Raw genomic sequence first — 20934 nt, 5'->3', positions numbered from 1 at the left:
CGGCGTCAGCGGCGCCGGGAGTCGGCGGGCACCGGCATGTGCCACCGCAGCCGCAGCGTGAGCAGCCGCAGGACGACGACCAGGGCGACGCCGGCCGCGGCGGCGGCCAGCCCGTAGACCTCCAGCTCCCACGTGACCGCGACGAGGAGCGCCCCGGCGAGGGCGGACACCGCGTAGAACTGCCCGTCCGACAGGACGAGCGGCACCTCGCGCAGCAGCACGTCGCGGATGACCCCGCCCCCGACGCCCGTGAGCACCCCCAGCAGGCACGCCTGCGGCGGCGCCAGGCCGGCCGTCAGGGCGGTCGCCGTGCCCGACACCGAGAAGAAGCCGAGCCCGAAGGCGTCCGCCACCCGCACGGAGCGGCGCAGGCGCTCCAGGCGGGGGTGCAGCCCCCAGGCCAGCGCGGCGGCCGCCGTCGGCACCGCCAGGTAGCGCCAGTCCCGCAGCGCGAGAGGCGGTTCCGTGCCCAGCAGGACGTCGCGCACGAGGCCGCCGCCGATCGAGGACACCATGGCGACGACGACGAGGCCGATCACGTCCAGGCGCGCCCGCACGGCGGCCAGCGCCCCGGCGAGGGCGAAGACGAACACGCCGCCGAGGTCCAGGACGAGCGACAGCACGGACGTCTCCACGCGGAGAGGCTAGGGGCGCACGGCTTCCGCGCTGCGACGCCGCGGGGCCCGTGGCACTGTCGCGGGCATGCGCGCCCGCCACCTCGCCCCCGCTGCCCCCCTCCTGCTCCTGCTCAGCGCGTGCAGCGCCTCGGTGGAGACCGGCACCGACCGGGAGCCGGACCTGATCTCCCAGGCCCCCGCCTACGAGGTGGTCTCCGAGGAGACCACCGACGCCGGCACGGCCATCGAGGTGAGCATCGACGAGGAGCCGGTGGAGCTCGGCGTGGAGGCGATCGTCGCCGACCTGCAGGGGGACCGCAGCGAGGACGGCGTCTACTCCCTGACGGTCCTGTGCGAGGGCTCCGACGAGGAGCTGGCCACGGCCGACTGGGCGCAGGGCGAGGACGCCCTCGCCGAGTCCGGGCTCGACACGGGCGAGATCGACACCGAGGTCGCCCCCGACGCGACCTGCGGGGCCTGAGCCCCGCGCGGGTCCACTCGCCCAGCCCGGGGCCGCGGCCGCGACCGCGCTCCCGGACGGGCGCGGGACGGGGTGACACTGGAGCCGCGCGCACCGCGCCGCCACCGCCGCCTCACCGCCGAGGAGCTCCCGTGCCCGACGCCGTCGTCGTCTCCCTCGCCCGCTCGCCCATCGGCCGCGCGGGGAGGGGCTCGCTCGCGGGCCTGCGCGCGGACGACCTGACCGCCCAGGTCGTGCGCTCCGCCCTCGAGGCGGTGCCCGAGCTGGACCCGGCCTCGGTCGACGACCTGCTGCTCGGCTGCGGCATGCCCGGCGGTGAGCAGGGCTTCAACATGGCCAGGGTCGTCGCCGTCCTGCTCGGCCTGGACGGGGTGCCCGGCGCCACGGTGACGCGCTACTGCAGCTCGAGCCTGCAGACCACGCGGATGGCGATGCACGCGATCCGCGCCGGGGAGGCCGACGTCGTCGTCTCCGCCGGGGTCGAGGTCGTCAGCCGCTTCGCGCGGGGCTCGAGCGACGCCCCGCCCGCGGACGCCCCGTCGGCGACGGCGGGCGAGCGCAACCCCTGGACCAACCCCCGCTTCGACGACGCCCGCGCGCGCACCGCCGAGCGCGCGGCGGGCGGCGCCCCGACGTGGCGGGACCCCCGCGAGGACGGGCTGCTGCCGGACGCCTACGTGGCCATGGGCCAGACGGCCGAGGACGTGGCCGCCCGGTGGGGCGTGACGCGCGAGGAGCAGGACGCCTACGCCCTGCGGTCGCAGCAGCGCGCCCAGGACGCGATCGCCTCCGGCTTCTGGGCGCGCGACATCACGCCCGTCGTCCTGCCCGACGGCTCCGTCGTCGACGCCGACGACTCGCCCCGCGCCGGCGTCACGGCGGAGGGGCTGGCGGCGCTGCAGCCGGTCTTCCGCCCCGACGGCACCGTGACCGCCGGCAACTGCTGCCCGCTCAACGACGGCGCCGCCGCGCTCGTCGTCATGAGCGACGTCCGCGCCCGCGAGCTCGGCATCACGCCGCTGGCGCGCGTCGTCTCCACCGCCGTGTCGGCGCTGTCCCCGGAGGTCATGGGCCTGGGGCCGGTGGAGGCCAGCCGTCGCGCGCTCGCGCTCGCGGGGATGGAGATCGGCGACGTGGACCTCGTCGAGCTGAACGAGGCCTTCGCCGCGCAGGTCGTGCCCGCGGCGCGCCAGCTCGGCGTCCAGGAGGACCGGCTCAACGTCCACGGCGGCGCGATCGCCGTCGGCCACCCCTTCGGGATGACGGGGGCCCGGATGACCTCCACGCTCGTCCACGGCCTCCAGGAGCGCGACGCGACCATCGGCCTGGAGACGATGTGCGTCGGCGGCGGCCAGGGCATGGCGATGGTGCTCGAGCGGCTGTCCTGACGCCGGCGGAGCGCTCCGCCGGGGCGCCGGGGCCGGTGGCTCAGCCCGTCGGCCCCGGGGCCCGCGGGGGGCGGGGGAGGGCGAGCACGAGGTCGGCGAGCCCGCGCAGGGTCGTCGTCCGGTGCGCCTCGTCCGCCGGGCCCTCGCCGCGGCGGTCCAGGTGGACGGCGCGCAGGCCGGCGGCCCGGGCGGCCACGACGTCGAGGGCGTGGTCGTCGCCGACCGAGACGACCTCGGCCGCAGCTCGTCCGAGGCGCGCGCAGGCCCGGGCGAAGGCGCGCGGGTCGGGCTTGGCCACGCCGAGCTCCTCGGCCGTCACCGCGGTGCCGACCCGGTCGCGCAGGCCGATCGCGGCCAGCTTCGCCCGCTGCTGGGAGACGACGCCGTTGGTCAGGACGGCCGTCCGCAGCCCCGCCGCCGCGAGCTCCTCCAGGGCGGCGTCCACGTCGGGGAAGGCCGTCCACGCGGCCTCGTAGGCGGTCAGGTACCCGGTGAAGACGGCGTCGAGCTCGTCGTCGTCCCCCACGGGCAGGCCCAGCAGGGGCAGCACGTCCCGCAGCCGTCGCCGGCGCTGCTCGGCGAAGCTCGCCGAGCCCTCGCGCCAGGCCGGGTAGTGGCGCTGCTCGGCCGCCAGCCACGCCCCGTGCAGGTCCGCGGGGAGGCGCGGCGGTCGCAGCTCGTCGGTCCAGCGCTCGAGGGCGAGGCGCACGGAGGTGCGGTGGTCCAGCAGCGTGCCGTCGAGGTCGAGCAGCACGAGGGGCGGGGCGGGCACGGCGCCATCCTGGGCCGCGCCGCCGCGCCGGCGCGCCTCGCGCGGCCCGGCGCCACGGGGGCGAGTCGTCGTCGGCTCGCCCTCGAGGAGGGGCCCCGGTGGGCGATCCGTCGCCGGCTGGGCCCTCGGAGGGGAGCCCGGTGCGCCCGGATGCCGGGCCGACGTCCCGCGCCGGGCCGCGACCTGGTGGGATCCGGCGTCGTGACCTCCTTCGACGACGTGCTGGCCGCCAACGCCGACCACGCGCGCACCTACACGGACACGGGCCTGCCGGGGCAGGCCGCCAAGGGCCTCGGCCTCGTGATGTGCATGGACTCCCGGATCTCCCCGCTGGAGATGCTGGGCCTGCAGCCCGGCGACGCCAAGATCCTGCGCAACGCGGGGGCGCGCGTGACCGGCGACGTCCTGCGCACCCTCGTGCTCGCCGTCCACCTGCTCGGGGTCGAGCGCGTGCTCGTGGTGGGGCACACCGACTGCCGCATGACCAAGGCCACCGACGAGCAGGTGCACGAGACCATCGCGGCCGGCGCCGGGGTGGACACGCGCAGCCTGCACTTCCGCACCATCCCCGACCAGCAGCGCACCCTCGAGCACGACGTGCAGCGCATCCGCAGCTCCCCCTACCTGCCCGCCGGGCTGCCCGTGGCCGGGAGCATCTACGACGTGCGCACCGGCCGCCTCGAGGTCGTCGTCCCGGAGGTCTGACGACCGACCCCCTCCCACCCCCGACCGCCTCCCACCCCTGCCCCCTTCCCACCCCTGCCCCCTTCCCACCCCCGAGCCCCTCCCGACCGCGGCCCCGTGCGCCGGCGGACGGCGCCCGCGCCGCCGACCGGGTGCACGGGGCGCTCGCGTCGGTGGGCGCGCGCGCACGCGGCGCCGCGTGCGGTAGACACTCGTCCCGTGGCGCTCGTCGTGGAGACACCGGCCGACCTCCTCGGGCACGAGGGAGAGGACCTCGGCACCAGCAGCTGGCACGAGGTCAGCCAGCCCGAGGTGGACGCCTTCGCGCGCGCCACGCACGACGAGCAGTGGATCCACGTCGACGCCGAGCGCGCGGCGGCGGGGCCCTTCGGGACGACGGTCGTCCACGGGTTCATGACCCTCGCCCTCGTCGTCCCGCTCACCGCCGAGCTGCTCCGGGTCGAGCGGTCCTCCCTGGTCCTCAACTACGGCCTGGACCGCGTCCGCTTCCCGGCGCCCCTGCCGGTGGGCTCGCGCCTGCGCCTGTCGGGGACGCTCGCGTCGGCCGCCGAGGTGGCCGGGGGCGTGCAGGTGGTCCTGTCCCTCCTGGGCGAGCGAGAGGGCGGTGAGCGGCCCGTGCTGGCGGCCGACGTCGTCCTCCGCCACCTGGCCTGAGGCGGAAGACCGCGGTGCTCCGATGACGCACCAGGCGCAGGGGCCGCCCGAGGAGGTCGTCGACGGCTCCCTCGGCGTGGCCTCGGCCTGGTCGCTGCTGGAGGTGGCGACGGCGCTGGTGGGGGCCACGACGCGCGGCGAGGTGGTCGAGCGGGTGCTGGGCTCGGGGGTGCCGCTCACGGGCGCGTCCGGCGGCGCGGTCCTGCTCCTGGACGCCGAGGGGGAGCCCGCAGGAGCCGGCGGCGCGTCGGGGGAGGAGCCCGCGATGCTCCGCTGGTCGGCGCCCGGCGGCGTCGCGGAGGGGGTGCCCGCCGGCTCGGACCTGCCGGAGACCAGGGCCGCCCGCACCGGGCGCGTGGTCGCCGCCGTCTCCGCCGCCGACGTCGCCCGCCGCTTCCCCGAGCTCGTCGCGGGGGGCTCGGCCCCGGCGGCCGCCGCGGCCGTGCCGCTGCGCGTGCGCGGCAGCGTCCTCGGCGCCCTCGCGGCCAGCTGGGCCTCGCCGCCCCCCTCGGAGGCGGCGGTGCTCCTGGAGGCCCTGGGCGCGGTGGCGGCGCAGGCGCTGGGCCGGGTCGCCGCCGACGAGCAGCGCGACCGCGCGCTCGCGGACGTCGAGGACGCCCGGGCGCGCCTGGCGGTGCTCTCCGAGGTCGGGCGGGTCCTCGCGGCGACGGCGTCCGGCCACGTCGGGGAGCCGGCGCTCCTCGGGTCGGGACCCGACGAGGAGGTGCTCGAGAGCACGTCCGTGGACCGCTCCGTCGGCGCGCTGGCGCGGCTCGTGGTCCCCGCGCTCGGGGACTGGTGCCTCGTGACCCTCGTGGACGAGCACGGCCGCTGGCGCGAGGGCGGCCACGCCCACCGCGACCCCGCCCGCGCCGAGGAGGTGGCGGCGCTGGGCGCCGCCCTCGTCCGGGGGCGCGCCCTCGGCGCCTCGCTGGCGGGCCCGCTGCGCTCGCGGCGGCCGGTGGTCGTGGAGCGCATCTCCGAGGCCGAGGTGGCCGCGGCGATCCCCGACGCGGCCACGGCGGCCGCCTTCTCCGCGCTCGACCCGTGCGGGACCGTCCTCCTGCCCCTCGGCGTCCGGGACCGGACCGTCGGCTCGCTGCTCCTGGTGACCAGCCGCGAGCGGGGGCCGCACACCCCGGCGGAGCTGGAGACGGCGGCCGAGGTCGCCCGCCGCGCCGGGGGCGCCCTGGACTCCGCGGTGCTCTTCCGCGCCCAGAAGCGCCTGGCCGAGGGGCTGCAGCGCAGCATGCTGACGCCGCCGCCCAGGCTGCCCGGGCTGGAGGTCGCGGTCCGCTACGAGCCCTCGGCGCGCCGCGTCGAGGTCGGCGGTGACTGGTACGACGTCCTCGTCCAGCCGAGCGGGTCGCCGGTCGTGGTCATCGGGGACGTCATGGGCCACGACGTCGCGGCCGCCGCCGGCATGGGGCAGCTGCGCAGCCTGCTGCGCGGCATCGCCTACACGACGGACGAGCCGCCGGACGAGGTGCTCGCGCGCACCGACGCGGCCATGGACGGCCTGGGGCTGGGCACGATCGCGACCGCCCTCGTCGGGCGCCTGGACGACCTCGGCCCCCGCGGCTGGCGCCTCGTGTGGTCCAACGCGGGCCACCCCCCGCCCGTCGTGCTCCGCGCGGACGGGCGGGCGGAGATCGCCCCGGGCGACCACGACCTCCTGCTCGGCGTGCGGCCGACGACCGCGCGCACCCCGGTCTCGGTCCTGCTCGCCCCCGGCGACGTCCTCGTGCTGTGCACCGACGGCCTGCTCGAGCGCCGCGACCAGGGCGTGGACGTCGGCCAGGCGAGGCTGCTCGAGGTGCTGTCGGCGCTCTCGGCCGACGAGCGCCGCTCGGCCCAGCGCCTGTGCGACGTCGTGCTGGAGGCCTGCGCGCCCGGGCCGCGCGAGGACGACGTGGCGCTCGTCGCCGTCAGGGTGCTCTGACGCCGCGGGACGGCGGGCTGACGCCGGCTGCTGGGCCGGGGGGAGGGTCGACCCGCGGGTGGCCGCCCGTGACCGCCCCCGTCACCCGGAGGTCGCGTCGCCGCCCTCGGCGAGGACGGCGACGTCCTCGCGGCCGCGGCCGCTCGCGGTGACGGCGCGCAGGCGCTCGCGCACGGGCTCGAGCGCCCCGGGCAGCGCTCCGCCCTCCGCCGCGAGGTCGAGGTCCTTCAGGGCCAGCTCGGCGGGGAAGCCCGCCGGGTAGGCGCCGCTCGTCATCATGGCCGCCTTGCCGAGCGCGTACGGCATGCCCAGGGGGCCGCCGTCCAGGACGTCGCGCAGGGCCGCCGGGTCCGTGCCGAGGCGCTCGGCGAGCGCGAGGGCGTCGGCCATGACGGCGGTCGCCCCGGTCATCCACGCGTTGACGACGAGCTTGAGCGCGCTGGCCTCCTCGCGGGCGCCGACGAGCTGCACCCGCTGGCCGAGGTCGTCGAGCACCGGGCGGGCGCGCTCGAGGACGTCCGGGTCGCCCGCCACGAGCCACGTCAGGGCGCCGCGGCGGGCGGGGTCCGTGCTGCCGGAGACGGGCGCGTCGAGGACGGCGACGCCCGCCTCGTCGGCGAGCGCGCGCAGCTCGCCCGCCGCTCGCGGGCCCACGGTGCTCGCCTGCACCCACACCGGTCCGCCGGGCACGGGGGAGGCCCGCTGGGCGAGGGCGGGCAGGACCCGGCGCGCCACCGCGGCCACGGCGTCGCCGTCCCGCAGCACCGTCAGGACGACGCCGACGCCCTGGACGGCGCGGCCGAGGTCCTCGACCGCCCGGACGCCCGGTGCGTCGCGGGCGGCCTCGACGGCGCGCGCCGGGGAGCGGTTCCAGAGCCGCACGTCACGACCGCGCTCGCCGAGCCGCGCGGCCATGGCCGACCCGAGCAGGCCGGCGCCGAGGACGGCGACGGGGGCGGGGACGTCGGGGGCGGGGGTGTCGGGAGCGGAGGGCGCCGGGCTCATGGGGCGATCGTGGCCCTCGCGCGCGACCCCCGCACGCGCACCGGCACCCGGGCGCCGGGCGCTCGCGGCCTCAGACCGCCCGGAGCAGCGGGGTCTCGTGCTCGGCGTCGACGCCGCCGTCACCGGGGACCGTGCGCCGCAGCGCCGCGTACACGGCGTCGGGGGTGAGCACGCCGAGGTAGCGGTCGCCGTCGACGACGGGCAGCCACCCGGCGTCGTGCTGCACCAGCTCGGACAGGGCCCGGCGCAGGAACTCCCCGAGGCCCACCGTCTCGCCGAAGCGGCGCGCCACCTCCTCGACCGGTGCGTCCGCGGAGCACTGCTCGAGCGCCCGCGCCGACACCCAGCCGCGCAGGTCGCCCGCCTCGTCGACGACGACGGCGTAGGGCTCGGGGGCGCCGGCGATGGTCCGGCGGGCCTCGGCCGCGCGGTCGTGCAGGCGCACGACGGGCGGGTGCACCAGGTCCTGCTCCTCCACGGGCTGCACGGCGAGGCGCCGCAGCCCGCGGTCGCTGCCGACGAAGTCGGCGACGAACTCGCTGGCGGGCGCGCCGAGGACGGCGGCCGGCTCGGCGAGCTGCTCGAGCTTCCCGCCCTCGCTGAACACGGCGATGCGGTCGGCCAGCCGCACGGCCTCGTCGATGTCGTGCGTGACGAAGAGCACGGTCTTGTGCAGGTCGGACTGGATGCGGCGGAACTCGCCCTGCAGGCGGTCGCGGGCGATCGGGTCCACGGCGCCGAAGGGCTCGTCCATGAGCAGGACGTCGGGGTCGGCGGCGAGGCCGCGCGCGACGCCGATGCGCTGCTGCTGGCCGCCCGAGAGCTCGTGGGGGTACCGGTCGGCGTAGGTGCCGGCGGGCAGCCCGACGAGGTCCAGCATCTCCGCGGTGCGCTCGCGCCGGCGCGCCTTGTCCCACCCCAGCAGCCGCGGGACGGTCGCGACGTTGTCCCCGACGCTCAGGTGGGGGAAGAGGCCCACCTGCTGGATGACGTAGCCGATGCGGCGGCGCAGCTCGACCGCGCTGACGTCGGTGACGTCGTCCCCGTCGAGGACGATGCGCCCGCTCGTCGGCTCGATGAGGCGGTTGACCATCCGCAGCGTCGTGGACTTGCCGCAGCCCGACGGCCCCACGAGCGCGACGAGCTCGCCGCGGCCGACCTCCATGTCCAGCTCGCCGACCGCGACGGTGCCGTCGGGGTAGCGCTTGCCCAGGCCGTCGAGCCGGATCATGGCGTCTCCACTAGCGTCTCCGCGGTGATCGACGTGGCTGCTGGCTCGGTTCTGCACGCGGGGAGCGTCGCGGACAACTGCCTGCTGCGCAACGAGTGGGTCTGCCCGCTGTACGTGACGACGCGCTCGGAGCAGATCCTCGCGGCCCTGCAGCAGCACGTGGCGATCCTGCTCGTGACGCTCGCGGTGAGCGTGCTCCTGGCCCTGCCGCTCGCGGTGCTCGCGCACCGCACGGCGTGGGTGCGCGGGTTCGTGCTGGGGGCCTCGACCGTCGTCTACACGATCCCCTCGCTGGCGATGTTCTCCCTGCTCCTGCCGGTGATCGGGTTCAGCGCCCGGACGGTGGTGGTCGCGCTCGTCCTCTACTCCCTGACGGTGCTCGTGCGGGGCCTCGTGGCCGGCCTCGACGCCGTCCCCGGGGAGGCCGTCGACGCGGCCGTCGGCATGGGCTACGGCCGCTGGCGGCTGCTCCGCGAGGTGCAGCTGCCGCTCGCGCTGCCCACGGCCTTCGCCGGGCTGCGCATCGCCGCCGTCTCGACGGTCGCGCTCACGACGATCGGCTTCCTCTTCGACTCCGGCGGGCTGGGCAACCTCGTCAACCAGGGGCTCACCAGCTACTTCAAGGCCGAGGTGCTGACGGCGACCGTGCTGTGCGTGGTGCTCGCCGTCCTCGTGGACCTCCTGCTGGTCGGGCTGCGGCGATGGCTGACCCCGTGGCGCAGGGGGGTCGCGGCGTGAGCGGCGTCCTGGAGTACCTGCTGGACCCGGCCACCTGGACGCGGGAGGACGGCCTGGTCGACCGCCTCGTCGAGCACGTGGGGATCAGCGCGCTCGCCCTCCTCGTGGCCGCGGTCGTCGCGATCCCCGTGGGGCTCTGGCTCGGCCACGTGGGCCGCGGCGGGTTCGTCGCCCTCAACATCGGCGGGATCGGGCGCGCCGTGCCGACCTACGCCCTCCTGGTCCTCCTCGTCCTCATGCCCGCCCCCTTCGGCGCCAACGTGCCGAGCTTCACCGTCGCGCTGGCGCTCTTCACCATCCCCCCGCTGCTGACGAACACCTGGACGGGCGTCCGCGAGGCCGACCCCGCGGCCGTGGACGCCGGGCGGGGGCTGGGGATGAGCGGCTGGCAGCTGCTCTGGCGCGTCGAGCTGCCCATGGCGATGCCGCTCCTGCTCAGCGGCCTGCGGCTCGCGGCGGTGCAGGTGGTGGCGACGACGACGGTGGTGGGCCTGGTCGGAGGCGGCGCGCTCGGCCGCGTGATCAACACGGGCTTCGTCAGCCAGGACACCCGGCTGGTCATCGCCGGCGCGGGTCTCGTGGCCCTGCTGGCGCTGGCCACGGAGGTCGGGCTGGGCGCCGTGGAGCGCCGGTCCGGCCGCCGGTCGCGGCGCGGCGGCGACGACGCCCCCGAGGACCCCGTGCCCGGGCGCTCCGCCGGCGAGGGAGCCGGCACGTCGGCCCAGGGGGCGGCCCAGGCCGCTCGGTGACGCGGCGCCTCCCGGCGTGACGCGATCGTGACGGGAGCGGGCCGCTCCCCGCGCGACGCCGCCTCGGGCGTCGGGTTCACTGGCTGCTCGTGCGGGCCCGAAGGCCCGCGCCGGACACGCGCGGCCCCGTGGCCGCGGGACACAGAAGGCGAGACCCCCGAGTGCGCACCCAGAAGCTCCTCCTGCCCGGCCTGCTGGCCGGCTCCCTGCTCCTGACCGCCTGCGGCGGCGGCGGCGACGCCTTCGAGGAGGCCGACCCGGGCGCGACCGCGGGCGGCGGCGGCGGTGGCTCGCTCACCGTCGGTGGCGCGCAGTTCACCGAGATGTCGGTGATGCAGAGCATGTACGCCCTCCTGCTCGAGGAGGCCGGCTACACCGTCGACACGCAGACCGCCGAGCAGCGCGAGATCTACGCGCCGGCGCTCGTCAGCGGCGAGATGGACGTCGTGCCGGAGTACGCGGCCACGTTCGTGCAGTACCTCAACCGCCAGGCCAACGGCCCGGACGCCGAGGAGATCACCAGCAGCGACGTCGACGCGACGATCGAGGCGGGGCAGCCGCTGCTCGAGGAGCAGGGGCTCGCGTTCCTCGAGCCCGCCGAGGCCGCGGACACCAACGGCTTCTACGTGACGCAGGCGTTCGCCGAGGAGAACGGCCTCGAGACCCTCACCGACCTCGGCGAGCTGGGGCAGCCCGTCACCATCGCCGCGGGCGACGAGTGCCTGGACCGGCCCTTCTGCGCCCCCGGGCTCGAGGAGACCTACGGCCTCGACGTCGCCGGCGTCACGGGCGACTCCTTCGCCAGCATCACCGGCAAGCAGAAGGTGGTCGACGGCAGCGCCCAGCTGGGCCTCACCGGGACGACCGACGGCACGCTCGAGGGCCTCGGGCTGGTCATCCTCGAGGACGACCAGGGGCTGCAGGCCGCGGACAACCTGGTGCCCGTCGTCAACGAGGAGACCGCCGGCGACCCGGGCGTCGCCGAGGCGCTGAACGCGCTCGCCCCCGTGCTCACCACGGAGGACCTGACGCAGCTGAACCTGCAGGTGGACGAGCAGCGCCTGCTGCCCGAGGACGTCGCCCGCGACTACCTCGTCGAGCAGGGCCTCATCGAGGGCTGACACCCGCTCCGACGCCGAGAGCCCCCGCGCACCGCGCGGGGGCTCTCGGCGTCCGCACCCGTCGTGCACCCCCTGTCGTGCGCTCGGCGGCGCGCAGCAGGGGCGGGTGTCAGTGCTCGGCCCAGGGGCCGGCGTGGGCCTCGCCGACCTCCAGGGGGGCCTCGACGCGGTTGTCCGCCGGCGGCAGCGGGCAGGCCCACGCCGGGTCGTAGGCGCACGAGGGCGGGTAGGCGAAGTTGAGGTCGAGCACGAGCCGCCCGTCGCTCGCCGCGCCCAGGTCGGCCCCCTTGACCGTGTCGAGGACGTAGCGGCCGCCGCCGTAGCTCCAGCGGCCGGAGGCGCCGTCGCGCAGCGGGACGAACAGGCCGCCGCCGTAGCCGACGAGCCACCACAGCGCGAGGGACCCGACGCCGGGCAGGTCCGCCGTGCCCGCCCGCTCGAACTCGACCACGCCGTCGGTGCCGGTGCGGTAGGAGAAGCGGCCGCCCGGTGCGTCCGGGCCCCCGGTCCAGGGCTCGACCTCGACCTCGTGGCGGTGCGCGGCGTCGTAGGGCGCCACCGGCAGCCCGGCGAAGCCCTCGCGGTGCTCGGGCAGCAGCGGGGAGGCCGGGTGCCGCGCCAGCAGCCCCTCGCGCCCCGCGCGCCAGTGCGCGTGGGCCGCCGCGGGGTCCTCCTGCGCGGCGGCGCGGACCTCGGCGTAGAGCCGCTCGACGCGTCGGCGCCAGTCGAGCAACACCAGGCGGGAGGATGCGGGGGTCTGCCCCGCGGCCGCGGGGCTGCCGGTGCTCGCGCTCGTCACCGTGCCACCCTCGCACCGCGGCGGGCGGCCCGCTCCTGCGGGGGCTCGACCCCGCGGGAGGTCGACGCGGGCACCGCAGGACACGACCGGGACGGACGAGGGTGGGCATGGCGGCCAGGGCGGACGACGGGGTCTTCGACCCGCAGGGCGTGGAGTGGACGCGGGTGTCCCCGCGGCTGGCGACGGTGCGCCGCATCGGCAGCGCCGTCGGCCACCTCGTGATGCTCGTGCCGGCGGTGGTGCTGGCGCTCGTGCTGGACCGGACGTGGATCCTGCTGCTGTGGCTGCCCTTCGGCGTCATGCTCGTCGTGGCGCAGGTGCTGATCGGGCGCCAGGTCGCGGCCATCGGGTACGCCGAGCGCGAGGACGACCTGCTGGTGCGCGAGGGCCTGCTCTTCCGGACGCTCGTCGTCGTCCCCTACGGGCGGATGCAGTACGTGGACGTCTCCGCGGGGCCGGTGGACCGCCGCTTCGGCATCGCGACGGTCCAGCTCCACACCGCCTCGGCCGGGACCGACGCGACCATCCCGGGCCTGCCGCCCGCCGACGCCGAGCGGCTGCGCGACCGCCTGGCCTCCCGCGGCGAGGCGCGGCTGGCGGGCCTGTGAGCGCCGACCCGGGCGACCCCGCCGAGCCGGCGCGCTCGCACGAGCCGGCCGCCCCCACGACCCGTCCCGCGGAGCCGGGGGGTCGGCAGCCCCTCGACGGGGCCGCTGGTCCCCGCGTCCCGGAGCCGGGAGCCGAGCCGGAGCCGGGAGCCGAGCCGGAGCCGGGAGCCGAGCCGGAGCCGGCGCCGGAGGCGGACGGCACGTGGCAGCGGATGCACCCCGTGACCCCGCTCGTGCGCGGCTGGGCCGCCCTCGCGGTGCTCCTGTTCTTCGTGGTGCAGCAGCGCGGCGAGAGCTTCGTCGCGGGGGAGGGGCCCGGTGGCGCCGACGCCGGCGCGGGGCCCCTCGGCCGCGTCCAGCTCCTGGTGTCGCTGGGCCTCATCGGCGGTGGCGTGCTCGTGGTGGCCGCGTGGGCCTACGTGTCGTGGCGCGTCACGCGCTACCGGGTGGGGGAGGAGGTCGTGGAGCTGCGCACCGGCGTCCTCAACCGCCAGCACCGGCGGGTCCGCCTGGACCGGCTGCAGGCCGTCGACGTCGTCCAGCCGCTCGTGGCCCGGCTCACGGGTCTGTCCGAGCTCAAGCTCGAGGTGGCCGGCGGGTCCGGCTCGGACGTCTCGCTGGCCTACCTGCGCTCGGGCGAGGCCCAGCGCCTGCGCCGGACCCTGCTGGCCCGGGCCGCGGGCGTGGGCGTCGACGAGGCGGGCGAGGCCCCCGAGGCGCCCGAGCGCGAGGTGCTCCAGGTGCCGGTGGACCGGCTGCTGCTGAGCATGGCGCGCTCGGCGTGGCCCGTCGTCGGCCTGGTGGTCGTCGTGGCCCTCGTCGTCGTCGTGGTCGTCACCGGGGAGCCCGGCATCGCCCTGGCGCTCGTGCCGGGCCTCTTCGGCGTGGTGGCGGGCGTCTGGGGCGCCTTCGCGCGGGGCTTCGGGTTCCGCATCGCGGCGTCGGCGGACGGGCTCCGCCTGCGCCACGGGCTCACCGAGACGCGCGCCCAGACCGTGCCGCCCGGTCGCGTGCAGGCGGTGCGGCTGCGGCAGCCGCTGCTGTGGCGCGGGCCGGACTGGTGGTCCATGCAGATGGACGTCGCCGGCTACGCGGGCGGCGGCAGCGACGACGCCGGCAAGGAGACCGTGCTGCTGCCCGTGGGCACCCGCGCGGAGGCCGTCGAGGTCCTCTCCCTCCTGCTGCCCGACCCCGGGTGCGAGGACCCCGCGGGCGTCTTGGCCGCCGGGCTGGCCGGCACCGGGCGCGAGCACGGCTGGGTCGACGCGCCGCGGTCGGCGCGCTGGCTCGACCCGGTGGCCTGGCGCCGCCTCGGCTACCGCGTCACGGGCACGGCCCTGCTGGCCCGGCGCGGCCGCCTGGTGCGCCAGCTCGACGTCGTCCCGCACGAGCGCACGCAGAGCCTCGGGCTGGAGCAGGGGCCGCTGCAGCGGCGGCTGGGGCTCGCCACGGTCGTGGCGCACACCACCCCGGGCCCGGTGACCCCCCGCGCGGAGCACCTCGCGGCGGCGGACGCCGCCGACCTGCTGGCCGAGCAGGCCGCGCGGGCGCGCGCGGCGCGCCGCAGCGCCGGACCGGAGCTGTGGATGACCTCGCTCGCCCGGAGCGCGGTGCAGGACCCCGCCGCCGCGACGGGCGCCCACGAGCCGGGCGGCACCGCGGGGGGTCCCGCGGCGGGCGCGCCCGCCGCACGGGTGGTCGCGGGGGAGCCCACGACCACCCGGGAGGAGGACGTCTCGCCGCCGGTCTCGCGGGAGGAGCCCCGGTGGCGGGAGGATGCGCCGTGACCACCGTGGAGCGCACCTTCGCCTGCCCGCCCGAGGACGTCGCCGCCGTCCTCTCCGACGGCTGGCTCTACGGCCTGTGGGTCGTCGGGGCCACGCGCATCCGCGCGGTCGAGGAGGACTGGCCGCAGGAGGGCCAGCGCCTGCACCACTCCACCGGCCCGTGGCCGTTCCACCTCGACGACCACACCACCGTCCTGCGCTCGGAGCTGCCCGACCGGCTGGTGCTCACCGCCCGCGGCTGGCCCTGGGGGCAGGCCCGCATCGACATCCGCCTCGAGGAGGTGGACGGGGGGACGCGCCTGGTCATGTGGGAGGACGTCATCACCGGGGTGATGCTGCTGGTCCCGGCCCCGCTGCGCGCCCTGCTCCTCGCGCCGCGGCAGAAGGAGTGCCTGGACCGCCTCGAGCAGCTGGTCCTCGGGCGCTCCGGCCGCCGGCCCGCCCACGAGGAGGACGACGACGGCGACGGCAGCGCGAAGGTGTAGGTCCTCGTCCTCGTCCTCGTCCCCGTCCCCGGGCGCCTCGGGGCCGCTCGGGGACGGCCGCGACGTCGGTGCCGGCAGCGCGGAGGTGCGGGGGAGCGCTGTCCTGGGGCCCCGAGCGCCTCAGCGCCGCTCGAGGACGACCGCGACGTCGGTGACGGCGAAGAGGAACTGGCCGGCCTCGGCGAGCGCGCGCAGGTCCTCGACCCAGCCGGCGGCCCGGGCGGCCAGGGCCGGCTCGTCGGCGGCGGCCGCGAGGACGGCGGTGGCGACCTTCCACGCCACCGAGCCGTCGTCGAAGCGGCGGTGCCCGTCGGCCCACACGTGGACCCCGCGCACGGCCCACGGCGCCCCGGCGGCGCCCGAGGCGTCGGCCAGGGCGAGCAGCTTGCGGCCCATGAAGCCGTCCGAGCGCGGGGCCGGCCCGTGGGCGGCGGCGACGAAGCGGTCCACCAGCGCGCGCGTCAGGGCGTCGTCGGAGCTGGTGAACAGCGCGGTGTCCCAGTCGCTGTGGGCGAGCACCAGGCGGCCCCCGGGACGCAGCACGCGGTGGCAGTCGGCGAGGTGGTGGGCCGGCGACGCGAGGTGCTCGACGACGTTCAGCGACACGGCGGCGTCGAGACCGGCGTCCCCCAGCGGGACGCCCTCGTCGAGGTCGGCCAGCCCGCTGCGCACGCGCGCGTCCGCCAGCAGGTCGTCGTCCAGGTCCGAGGTGCGGTCGAGCGCGTGGACGCGGCGGGGGCCGGCGGCCAGCAGCGCTCGCACGGTGCGCCCGGGGCCGCAGCCGAGGTCGGCGACCTCCAGGCCGGCGAGGTCCTCGCCCACGAGCTCCGCCACCCGCTCGTGCCTGCCCACGCCGCGACAGTAGGCGCCGGAGTCGCCGCGAGCCGGTGGGCGCGCCCGGCGCGGGCGGGGCGGGCGCCGGGGCCGGGGCGTCCTCGCGTGCCAGACTCCCGCCGTGCCCGAGCCCGTCCCGAGCCCCGGCCCCCCGGCGAGCCCCGACCCGACGGGCTCTCGCCCGGCGGGCTCCGGCCCCTCGAGCCCTGGCCCGTCGAGCCCTGGCCCCTCGAGCCCTGGCCCCTCGAGCCCTGGCCTGTCGAGCCCTGGCCCGTCGAGCCCCGGCCCTTCGAGCTCGGTTCCGTCGAGCCCGGTCGCGCGGAGCTCTGGGGCGCCGAGCCCCGATCCCCGGTCGCGGCCCGGGCGGCTGGGCGTGGGCGTGGTGGGCGGGGGCCGGGTCGGCGCCGTGCTGGGGGCGGCGCTGCGCTCCGCCGGGCACGCCGTCGTCGGCGCGAGCGGGGTGTCGGAGCAGACGCGCGACCGGGTCGAGGCGCTCCTGCCGGGCGTGCCCCTGCTTGAGGTGCCCGAGGTGGTGCGCCGCGCCGAGCTCGTGCTGCTGGCGGTGCCGGACGACGCCCTGCCCGACCTGGTGGCCGGGATCGCGGCCACGGGCGGCTGGCAGGCGGGCCAGCTGGTCGTGCACACGGCGGGGCGCTACGGCGTCGACGTCCTCGCCCCGGCGCGGGCCGCGGGCGCCATCCCCCTGGCCGTCCACCCCGCGATGACCTTCACCGGCACGTCGCTGGACCTGGCCCGCCTCGTGGACTGCAGCTTCGCCGTCACCGCCCCGGGGCCGGTGCTCCCCGTGGCGCAGGCGCTGGTCGTCGAGATGGGCGGCGACCCCGTCGTCGTCGCCGAGGACGACCGCGCGCTCTACCACGCGGCGCTCTCGCACGGCGCGAACCACCTCGTGACGCTGGTCGCGCAGGCGCGCGAGCTGCTCGCCGCGGCGGGCGTGGACGAGCCGGGCCGGGTGCTCGGGCCGCTGCTGCAGGCCAGCCTCGACGGCGCGCTGCGCGCGGGCGACGACGCCCTCACCGGCCCGGTGGCGCGCGCCGACGCCGGCACCCTGGCGGCCCACCGGGCGGCGCTCGCCGAGCACGCGACCCGCTCGGGCTCGGCGGAGCTGCCCGACACCCACCGCGCCCTGGCGCGCGCCACCGCGGGCCGGGCGCTCGCGCGCGGACGCCTCTCGCCCGAGGCCGCCGCTCGCATGCTCTCCCTCCTCGCCGACCCGCCGCCGTCGGGCTGAGACGCACGCCCGGCCTCGTGGGGGGCGGCCTCGTGGGGGGCGGGCCCTTCGCCGCCGGCACCCCGCGTGCTCGGGCAGCCGCGGCGCGCCGACCGGTCTGACGGGCGTCCTCCGTCGCCGCCGCGCCGACGTCGCCGGCGGGCGACCGGTGCCCCCGGTCGCGGGAAGAGCCCCGCGGCGCACGTCGTTGCCGCACGCATGCCCATCCCCGACGCCGACGGAGCCGTCCTGCCCCACGAGGCGGAGGGCGACCACCCGCGTCCCTCGCCCGTGCCCGCCGGCGGGCGGCCCCTGCTGGTCCGCACCCGCGCGGAGCTGGCCCGCGCCCGCGCCGTCCTCCCCGGTCCCGTGGCTGCGGTCTTCACGATGGGCGCCCTGCACGAGGGCCACGCGAGCCTGGTGCGGGCCGCGCGCGGCCGCGCCCGCTCGGTCGTGGCCACGGTCTTCGTCAACCCGCTGCAGTTCGGGGCGGGCGAGGACCTAGACGCCTACCCCCGCACCCTGGACGCCGACCTGGAGCTGCTGGGCCGCGAGGGCGTCGACGTCGTCTTCGCGCCGTCGGCCCAGGAGGTCTACCCGGACGGGCCCCCGCAGGTCGTCGTCAGCGCGGGCCCGCTCGGCCGCGTCCTGGAGGGGGCCAGCCGGCCGGGGCACTTCGACGGCGTCCTGACGGTCGTGGCCAAGCTGCTGCACCTGACGCGCCCGGACGTCGTGCTGTTCGGCCAGAAGGACGCCCAGCAGCTGGTCCTGGTGCGCCGGATGGTCGCCGACCTGGACATGGGCGTGGACGTCGTCGCGGCTCCCACCTCCCGGGAGGAGGACGGGCTGGCCCGCTCGAGCCGCAACGCCTACCTCGACGAGGACGGTCGCCGCGCGTCGACCGCGCTGTCCCGGGCCCTGCGCCGCGGCCGGGACCGTGCCGCCGACGGCGCGGCCGCCGTGCGCCGGGCCGCCGCCGAGGAGCTCGGCCGCGAGCCGCGCGCCGTCGTGGACTACGTCGCCCTGGTGCACCCGTTGGAGCTCACCGAGGTCGGCGACGACCACCGCGGTCCCGCGCTGCTCGCCGTCGCCGCCCGGGTCGGCACGACGCGCCTCATCGACAACGTCCCCCTCGAGCTGCGGCCCGCCTGACCGCGGGCGTCGCCCGCGCGCGCCCGTCCGCGCGGGGGAGGAGCGCCGCCCCGCGCCGATAGCCTCGCCCGGTGAGCGACGCACCGACGACCGACCCCGCGAGCACGGCCGGCGACCCCGAGCCCGACGACCGGGGGGCGGCTGCGGCCGACGACCTGAGCGAGCAGCAGCGGGTCCGGCACGAGAAGCGGGCGCGCATCCTCGAGGCCGGCGGCGACCCCTACCCGGTGCAGGTGCCGCGGACGACGACGCTGGCGGCCGTCCGCGAGCGCCACGCCGACCTGGGCCCGCAGGAGACCACCGAGGACGAGGTCGGCGTGACCGGTCGCGTCGTCTTCCAGCGGGGCCGCGGGAAGCTCTTCTTCGCGGTGCTGCAGGAGGGCGACGGCACCCGCCTGCAGGTCATGCTCGCCCAGGACGCCCGCCCCGACCGCGGCCTGCCCGTCGGCGTCGGCGCCGACGCGCTCGCGGCGTGGAAGGCCGACGTCGACATCGGCGACCACGTCGCCGTGCACGGCCGCGTCATCACCAGCGGCACCGGCGAGCTCAGCGTCCTCGCCGACTCCTGGCAGCTGGCCGCCAAGGCGCTGCGCCCGCTGCCGAACCTGTACGAGGGCGCGGAGATGTCCGAGGAGGCGCGGGTGCGCGCCCGCTACGTCGACCTGGTGGTGCGCCAGCGCGCCCGGGACGTGGTCCGGACCCGCGCCGCCGTCGTGCGCAGCCTCCGGCACGAGCTCGAGGACCGCGGCTACCTCGAGGTTGAGACCCCGATGCTCCAGACGCTGCACGGGGGCGCGAGCGCCCGCCCCTTCCGGACGCGCAGCAACGCGTTCGACCTGGAGCTGTTCCTGCGCATCGCGCCCGAGCTGTTCCTCAAGCGCTGCGTGGTCGGCGGGCTCGAGCGGGTCTTCGAGATCAACCGCAACTTCCGCAACGAGGGCGCCGACTCCACGCACAGCCCGGAGTTCGCGATGCTGGAGATGTACCAGGCGTACGCGGACTACGACGTGATGGCCGACCTCACCCGCGAGCTCGTGCAGGCGGCCGCGGTCGCCGCGTGCGGCTCGACGACGGTGACCCTCGCCGACGGCAGCACCGACGACCTGGGCGGCACCTGGACCTCGGTGACGATGTACGGCTCGCTGTCCGAGGCGGTCGGGCGGACGCTGTCGGCCGCGACGCCCGTCGAGGAGCTGCTGGCCCTCGCCGACCGGGCGGGGGCGCCCGTGGCCGACGACCCGGCCGAGCGCCGGCACGGCAAGGTCGTCGAGCACCTGTGGGAGCACCTCGTGGCGCCGACCCTGACCGGGCCGACCTTCGTGCGCGACTTCCCCGTCGACACCTCCCCGCTCGTGCGGGCGCACCGCAGCGAGCCCGGCGTGGTGGAGAAGTGGGACCTCTACGTGCGCGGCTTCGAGCTCGGCACCGGGTACTCCGAGCTGGTGGACCCGGTCGTCCAGCGCGAGCGCTTCGTCGAGCAGGCCCGGCTCGCCGCCGCGGGCGACGTCGAGGCGATGTCGCTGGACGAGGACTTCCTGGCGGCGATGGAGACGGGGATGCCGCCGACCGGCGGCGTCGGCGTCGGCGTCGACCGCCTCCTGATGGCGGTCACCGGGCTCGGCATCCGGGAGACGATCCTCTTCCCGATGGTGCGCCCGACCCGCTGACGCCTCCCCGACCCCGACCCGACGGCGCGACCGCTGAGCCCCGGGGCGCCCGCGGCGTCCCGGGGCGCGGGCGAGTCCTACCCTGGGGCGTGGACATCTGGCCCGTGCTGGGCGCCCTGCTGCCGTCCGCGGGCGTCCTCGCCCTCTTCGTGGTCGTCGTCCGCAAGATGATCTCCGCCGACCGCGACGAGCGCGCGGCCCAGGCCCGGCTGGAGGCCGCCGAGCGCCGCGCCGAGCGCGAGCGGACGACGGCGGCCGAGGAGCGCGGCGCCGAGCAGCAGTAGTCCGCCCGGCCCCGCCCCTCTCCCATTCTCGGCGCGAACATGCCGGAAAGGGACTTCCGCTTTGACCTGGCTATTGCCTGCTGCCATCGTGGGAACGCACCAGGGCGGTGGCGCGCGACTCGCGCGAGCTGCTCGGACGAGAAACCCCGGATATCGAGCACATCAGGAGACGCGCGTGGCGCAGAAGACGAAGGTCATCCTCATCGACGACGTCGAGGGTGGCGAGGCGGACGAGACCGTCACGTTCAGCCTGGACGGCGTGAGCTACGAGATCGACCTTACGAGCGAGCGGGCCGCGCAGCTGCGCGACGCCCTCGCGCCCTGGGTGGGCCACGCCCGCAAGTCGGGCGGTCGCTCGGGCGGCTCCGGGCGCCGGACGACGCGCTCGTCGAGCTCCGCGACCTCCTCCGGCTCCTCCGGCAGCGGCGTCGACACCGCCGCCGTGCGCGAGTGGGCGCGGGAGAACGGCCACACCGTCAGCGAGCGGGGCCGCATCTCCGGCGCCGTCCTCGACGCCTACAAGGCCGCGAACGGCTGACGCCCCACCTCTCGAGGACCCCGTGACCCTCCGGTCACGGGGTCCTCGTGCGCTCAGGCCCTTCGTGCGCTCAGGCCCTTCGTGCGCTCAGGCCCTTCGTGCGCTCAGGCCCTTCGTGCGCTCAGGCCCCTCGTGCGTCCAGCCCA

21 protein-coding genes and 1 pseudogene are annotated in these 20934 nt (G+C 77.7%); 16 read left to right on the top strand and 6 right to left on the bottom strand.

Going from position 1 to position 20934, the window contains the following annotated elements; translation table 11 throughout:
* Positions 1 to 5 precede the first annotated feature (5 nt).
* Entirely contained in the window at positions 6 to 635 is a 630-nt protein-coding gene (locus Q0848_RS13070; RefSeq protein WP_299038239.1) for a trimeric intracellular cation channel family protein, read from the bottom strand.
* Positions 636 to 702: 67 nt separating this feature from the next.
* Here Q0848_RS13070 and Q0848_RS13065 point away from each other — a divergent pair, with 67 nt between their 5' ends.
* Together Q0848_RS13065 and Q0848_RS13060 are read left to right on the top strand one after the other, a co-directional pair.
* Entirely contained in the window at positions 703 to 1098 is a 396-nt protein-coding gene (locus Q0848_RS13065) for a hypothetical protein (RefSeq protein ID WP_299038237.1), read from the top strand.
* A 131-nt stretch (positions 1099 to 1229) separates the two neighbouring features.
* Positions 1230 to 2486, top strand: a complete 1257-nt coding sequence (locus tag Q0848_RS13060) for an acetyl-CoA C-acetyltransferase (RefSeq protein ID WP_299038235.1) — start codon at positions 1230 to 1232, stop codon at positions 2484 to 2486.
* 40 nt (positions 2487 to 2526) lie between these two features.
* On the opposite strand, the gene Q0848_RS13055 is transcribed toward Q0848_RS13060, so the two are convergent.
* Positions 2527 to 3258: an HAD family hydrolase gene (locus Q0848_RS13055; RefSeq protein ID WP_299038233.1), complete on the bottom strand. Its 732-nt coding sequence runs from the start codon at positions 3256 to 3258 to the stop codon at positions 2527 to 2529.
* 150 nt (positions 3259 to 3408) lie between these two features.
* Between Q0848_RS13055 and Q0848_RS13050 the strand changes: the two genes are divergently transcribed.
* From Q0848_RS13050 to Q0848_RS13040, 3 genes are all read left to right on the top strand, one after another.
* Entirely contained in the window at positions 3409 to 3963 is a 555-nt protein-coding gene (locus Q0848_RS13050) for a carbonic anhydrase (protein ID WP_366146588.1), read from the top strand.
* Positions 3964 to 4161: 198 nt separating this feature from the next.
* Positions 4162 to 4617, top strand: a complete 456-nt coding sequence (locus Q0848_RS13045) for a MaoC family dehydratase (protein ID WP_299038229.1) — start codon at positions 4162 to 4164, stop codon at positions 4615 to 4617.
* A 22-nt stretch (positions 4618 to 4639) separates the two neighbouring features.
* On the top strand, positions 4640 to 6559 hold the full coding sequence (locus Q0848_RS13040) for a PP2C family protein-serine/threonine phosphatase (RefSeq protein ID WP_299038227.1): 1920 nt from the start codon (positions 4640 to 4642) through the stop codon (positions 6557 to 6559).
* A gap of 81 nt (positions 6560 to 6640) precedes the next feature.
* Here the strand turns inward: Q0848_RS13040 and Q0848_RS13035 are convergent, their stop codons facing one another.
* Together Q0848_RS13035 and Q0848_RS13030 are read right to left on the bottom strand one after the other, a co-directional pair.
* Entirely contained in the window at positions 6641 to 7564 is a 924-nt protein-coding gene (locus Q0848_RS13035) for an NAD(P)-dependent oxidoreductase (protein ID WP_299038225.1), read from the bottom strand.
* A 70-nt stretch (positions 7565 to 7634) separates the two neighbouring features.
* Positions 7635 to 8795 (bottom strand): ABC transporter ATP-binding protein, encoded by a 1161-nt coding sequence (locus Q0848_RS13030; protein WP_299038222.1) that lies wholly within the window; start codon positions 8793 to 8795, stop codon positions 7635 to 7637.
* Positions 8796 to 8819: 24 nt separating this feature from the next.
* Between Q0848_RS13030 and Q0848_RS13025 the strand changes: the two genes are divergently transcribed.
* The 3 genes from Q0848_RS13025 (at position 8820) to Q0848_RS13015 (ending at position 11403) form a co-directional block, all read left to right on the top strand.
* On the top strand, positions 8820 to 9533 hold the full coding sequence (locus Q0848_RS13025; RefSeq protein ID WP_299038220.1) for an ABC transporter permease: 714 nt from the start codon (positions 8820 to 8822) through the stop codon (positions 9531 to 9533).
* The gene (locus Q0848_RS13020) at positions 9530 to 10282 is read left to right on the top strand and encodes an ABC transporter permease (RefSeq protein ID WP_299038219.1); all 753 of its coding nucleotides are present in this window, start codon (positions 9530 to 9532) and stop codon (positions 10280 to 10282) included. Before Q0848_RS13025 ends, Q0848_RS13020 begins: the two co-directional genes overlap by 4 nt.
* A 161-nt stretch (positions 10283 to 10443) precedes the next feature.
* Positions 10444 to 11403: an ABC transporter substrate-binding protein gene (locus tag Q0848_RS13015; RefSeq protein WP_299038217.1), complete on the top strand. Its 960-nt coding sequence runs from the start codon at positions 10444 to 10446 to the stop codon at positions 11401 to 11403.
* 109 nt (positions 11404 to 11512) lie between these two features.
* On the opposite strand, the gene Q0848_RS13010 is transcribed toward Q0848_RS13015, so the two are convergent.
* On the bottom strand, positions 11513 to 12202 hold the full coding sequence (locus Q0848_RS13010) for a DUF1684 domain-containing protein (protein WP_299038215.1): 690 nt from the start codon (positions 12200 to 12202) through the stop codon (positions 11513 to 11515).
* A 107-nt stretch (positions 12203 to 12309) separates the two neighbouring features.
* On the opposite strand from Q0848_RS13010, the gene Q0848_RS13005 reads away from it, so the two are divergent.
* From Q0848_RS13005 to Q0848_RS12995, 3 genes are all read left to right on the top strand, one after another.
* Positions 12310 to 12810: a PH domain-containing protein gene (locus Q0848_RS13005; protein ID WP_299038213.1), complete on the top strand. Its 501-nt coding sequence runs from the start codon at positions 12310 to 12312 to the stop codon at positions 12808 to 12810.
* Positions 12811 to 13022: 212 nt separating this feature from the next.
* Positions 13023 to 14597, top strand: a complete 1575-nt coding sequence (locus Q0848_RS13000) for a PH domain-containing protein (protein WP_366146587.1) — start codon at positions 13023 to 13025, stop codon at positions 14595 to 14597.
* Positions 14594 to 15082, top strand: coding sequence for an SRPBCC domain-containing protein (locus tag Q0848_RS12995; protein ID WP_299038209.1), 489 nt, complete (start codon positions 14594 to 14596; stop codon positions 15080 to 15082). The genes Q0848_RS13000 and Q0848_RS12995 overlap by 4 nt, the downstream gene beginning before the upstream one ends.
* Positions 15083 to 15202: 120 nt before the next feature.
* On the opposite strand, the gene Q0848_RS12990 is transcribed toward Q0848_RS12995, so the two are convergent.
* The gene (locus tag Q0848_RS12990) at positions 15203 to 15934 is read right to left on the bottom strand and encodes a methyltransferase domain-containing protein (protein WP_299038207.1); all 732 of its coding nucleotides are present in this window, start codon (positions 15932 to 15934) and stop codon (positions 15203 to 15205) included.
* Positions 15935 to 16271: 337 nt separating this feature from the next.
* Between Q0848_RS12990 and Q0848_RS12985 the strand changes: the two are divergent.
* The 5 genes and pseudogenes from Q0848_RS12985 to Q0848_RS12965 all read left to right on the top strand — a co-directional run.
* A pseudogene (locus tag Q0848_RS12985) lies at positions 16272 to 17168 on the top strand (DUF2520 domain-containing protein); the annotation flags it as partial.
* Positions 17169 to 17366: 198 nt separating this feature from the next.
* A complete protein-coding gene (gene panC / locus Q0848_RS12980; RefSeq protein WP_299038203.1) occupies positions 17367 to 18299 on the top strand; it encodes a pantoate--beta-alanine ligase in 933 nt (310 codons plus the stop codon).
* A gap of 155 nt (positions 18300 to 18454) precedes the next feature.
* Entirely contained in the window at positions 18455 to 19966 is a 1512-nt protein-coding gene (gene lysS, locus Q0848_RS12975) for a lysine--tRNA ligase (protein WP_366146601.1), read from the top strand.
* 89 nt (positions 19967 to 20055) lie between these two features.
* Positions 20056 to 20250 (top strand): hypothetical protein, encoded by a 195-nt coding sequence (locus tag Q0848_RS12970; RefSeq protein ID WP_299038199.1) that lies wholly within the window; start codon positions 20056 to 20058, stop codon positions 20248 to 20250.
* 175 nt (positions 20251 to 20425) lie between these two features.
* Entirely contained in the window at positions 20426 to 20788 is a 363-nt protein-coding gene (locus tag Q0848_RS12965) for an Lsr2 family protein (RefSeq protein ID WP_299038197.1), read from the top strand.
* Positions 20789 to 20934 lie beyond the last annotated feature (146 nt).

Origin of the sequence: uncultured Pseudokineococcus sp. (assembly GCF_947495735.1) — a bacterium.
In the GTDB taxonomy this organism is placed as follows: domain Bacteria; phylum Actinomycetota; class Actinomycetes; order Actinomycetales; family Quadrisphaeraceae; genus Pseudokineococcus.
The sequence above is the reverse complement of the archived record's forward strand: the minus strand, read 5'-3'. Positions and strand labels throughout refer to the sequence as shown.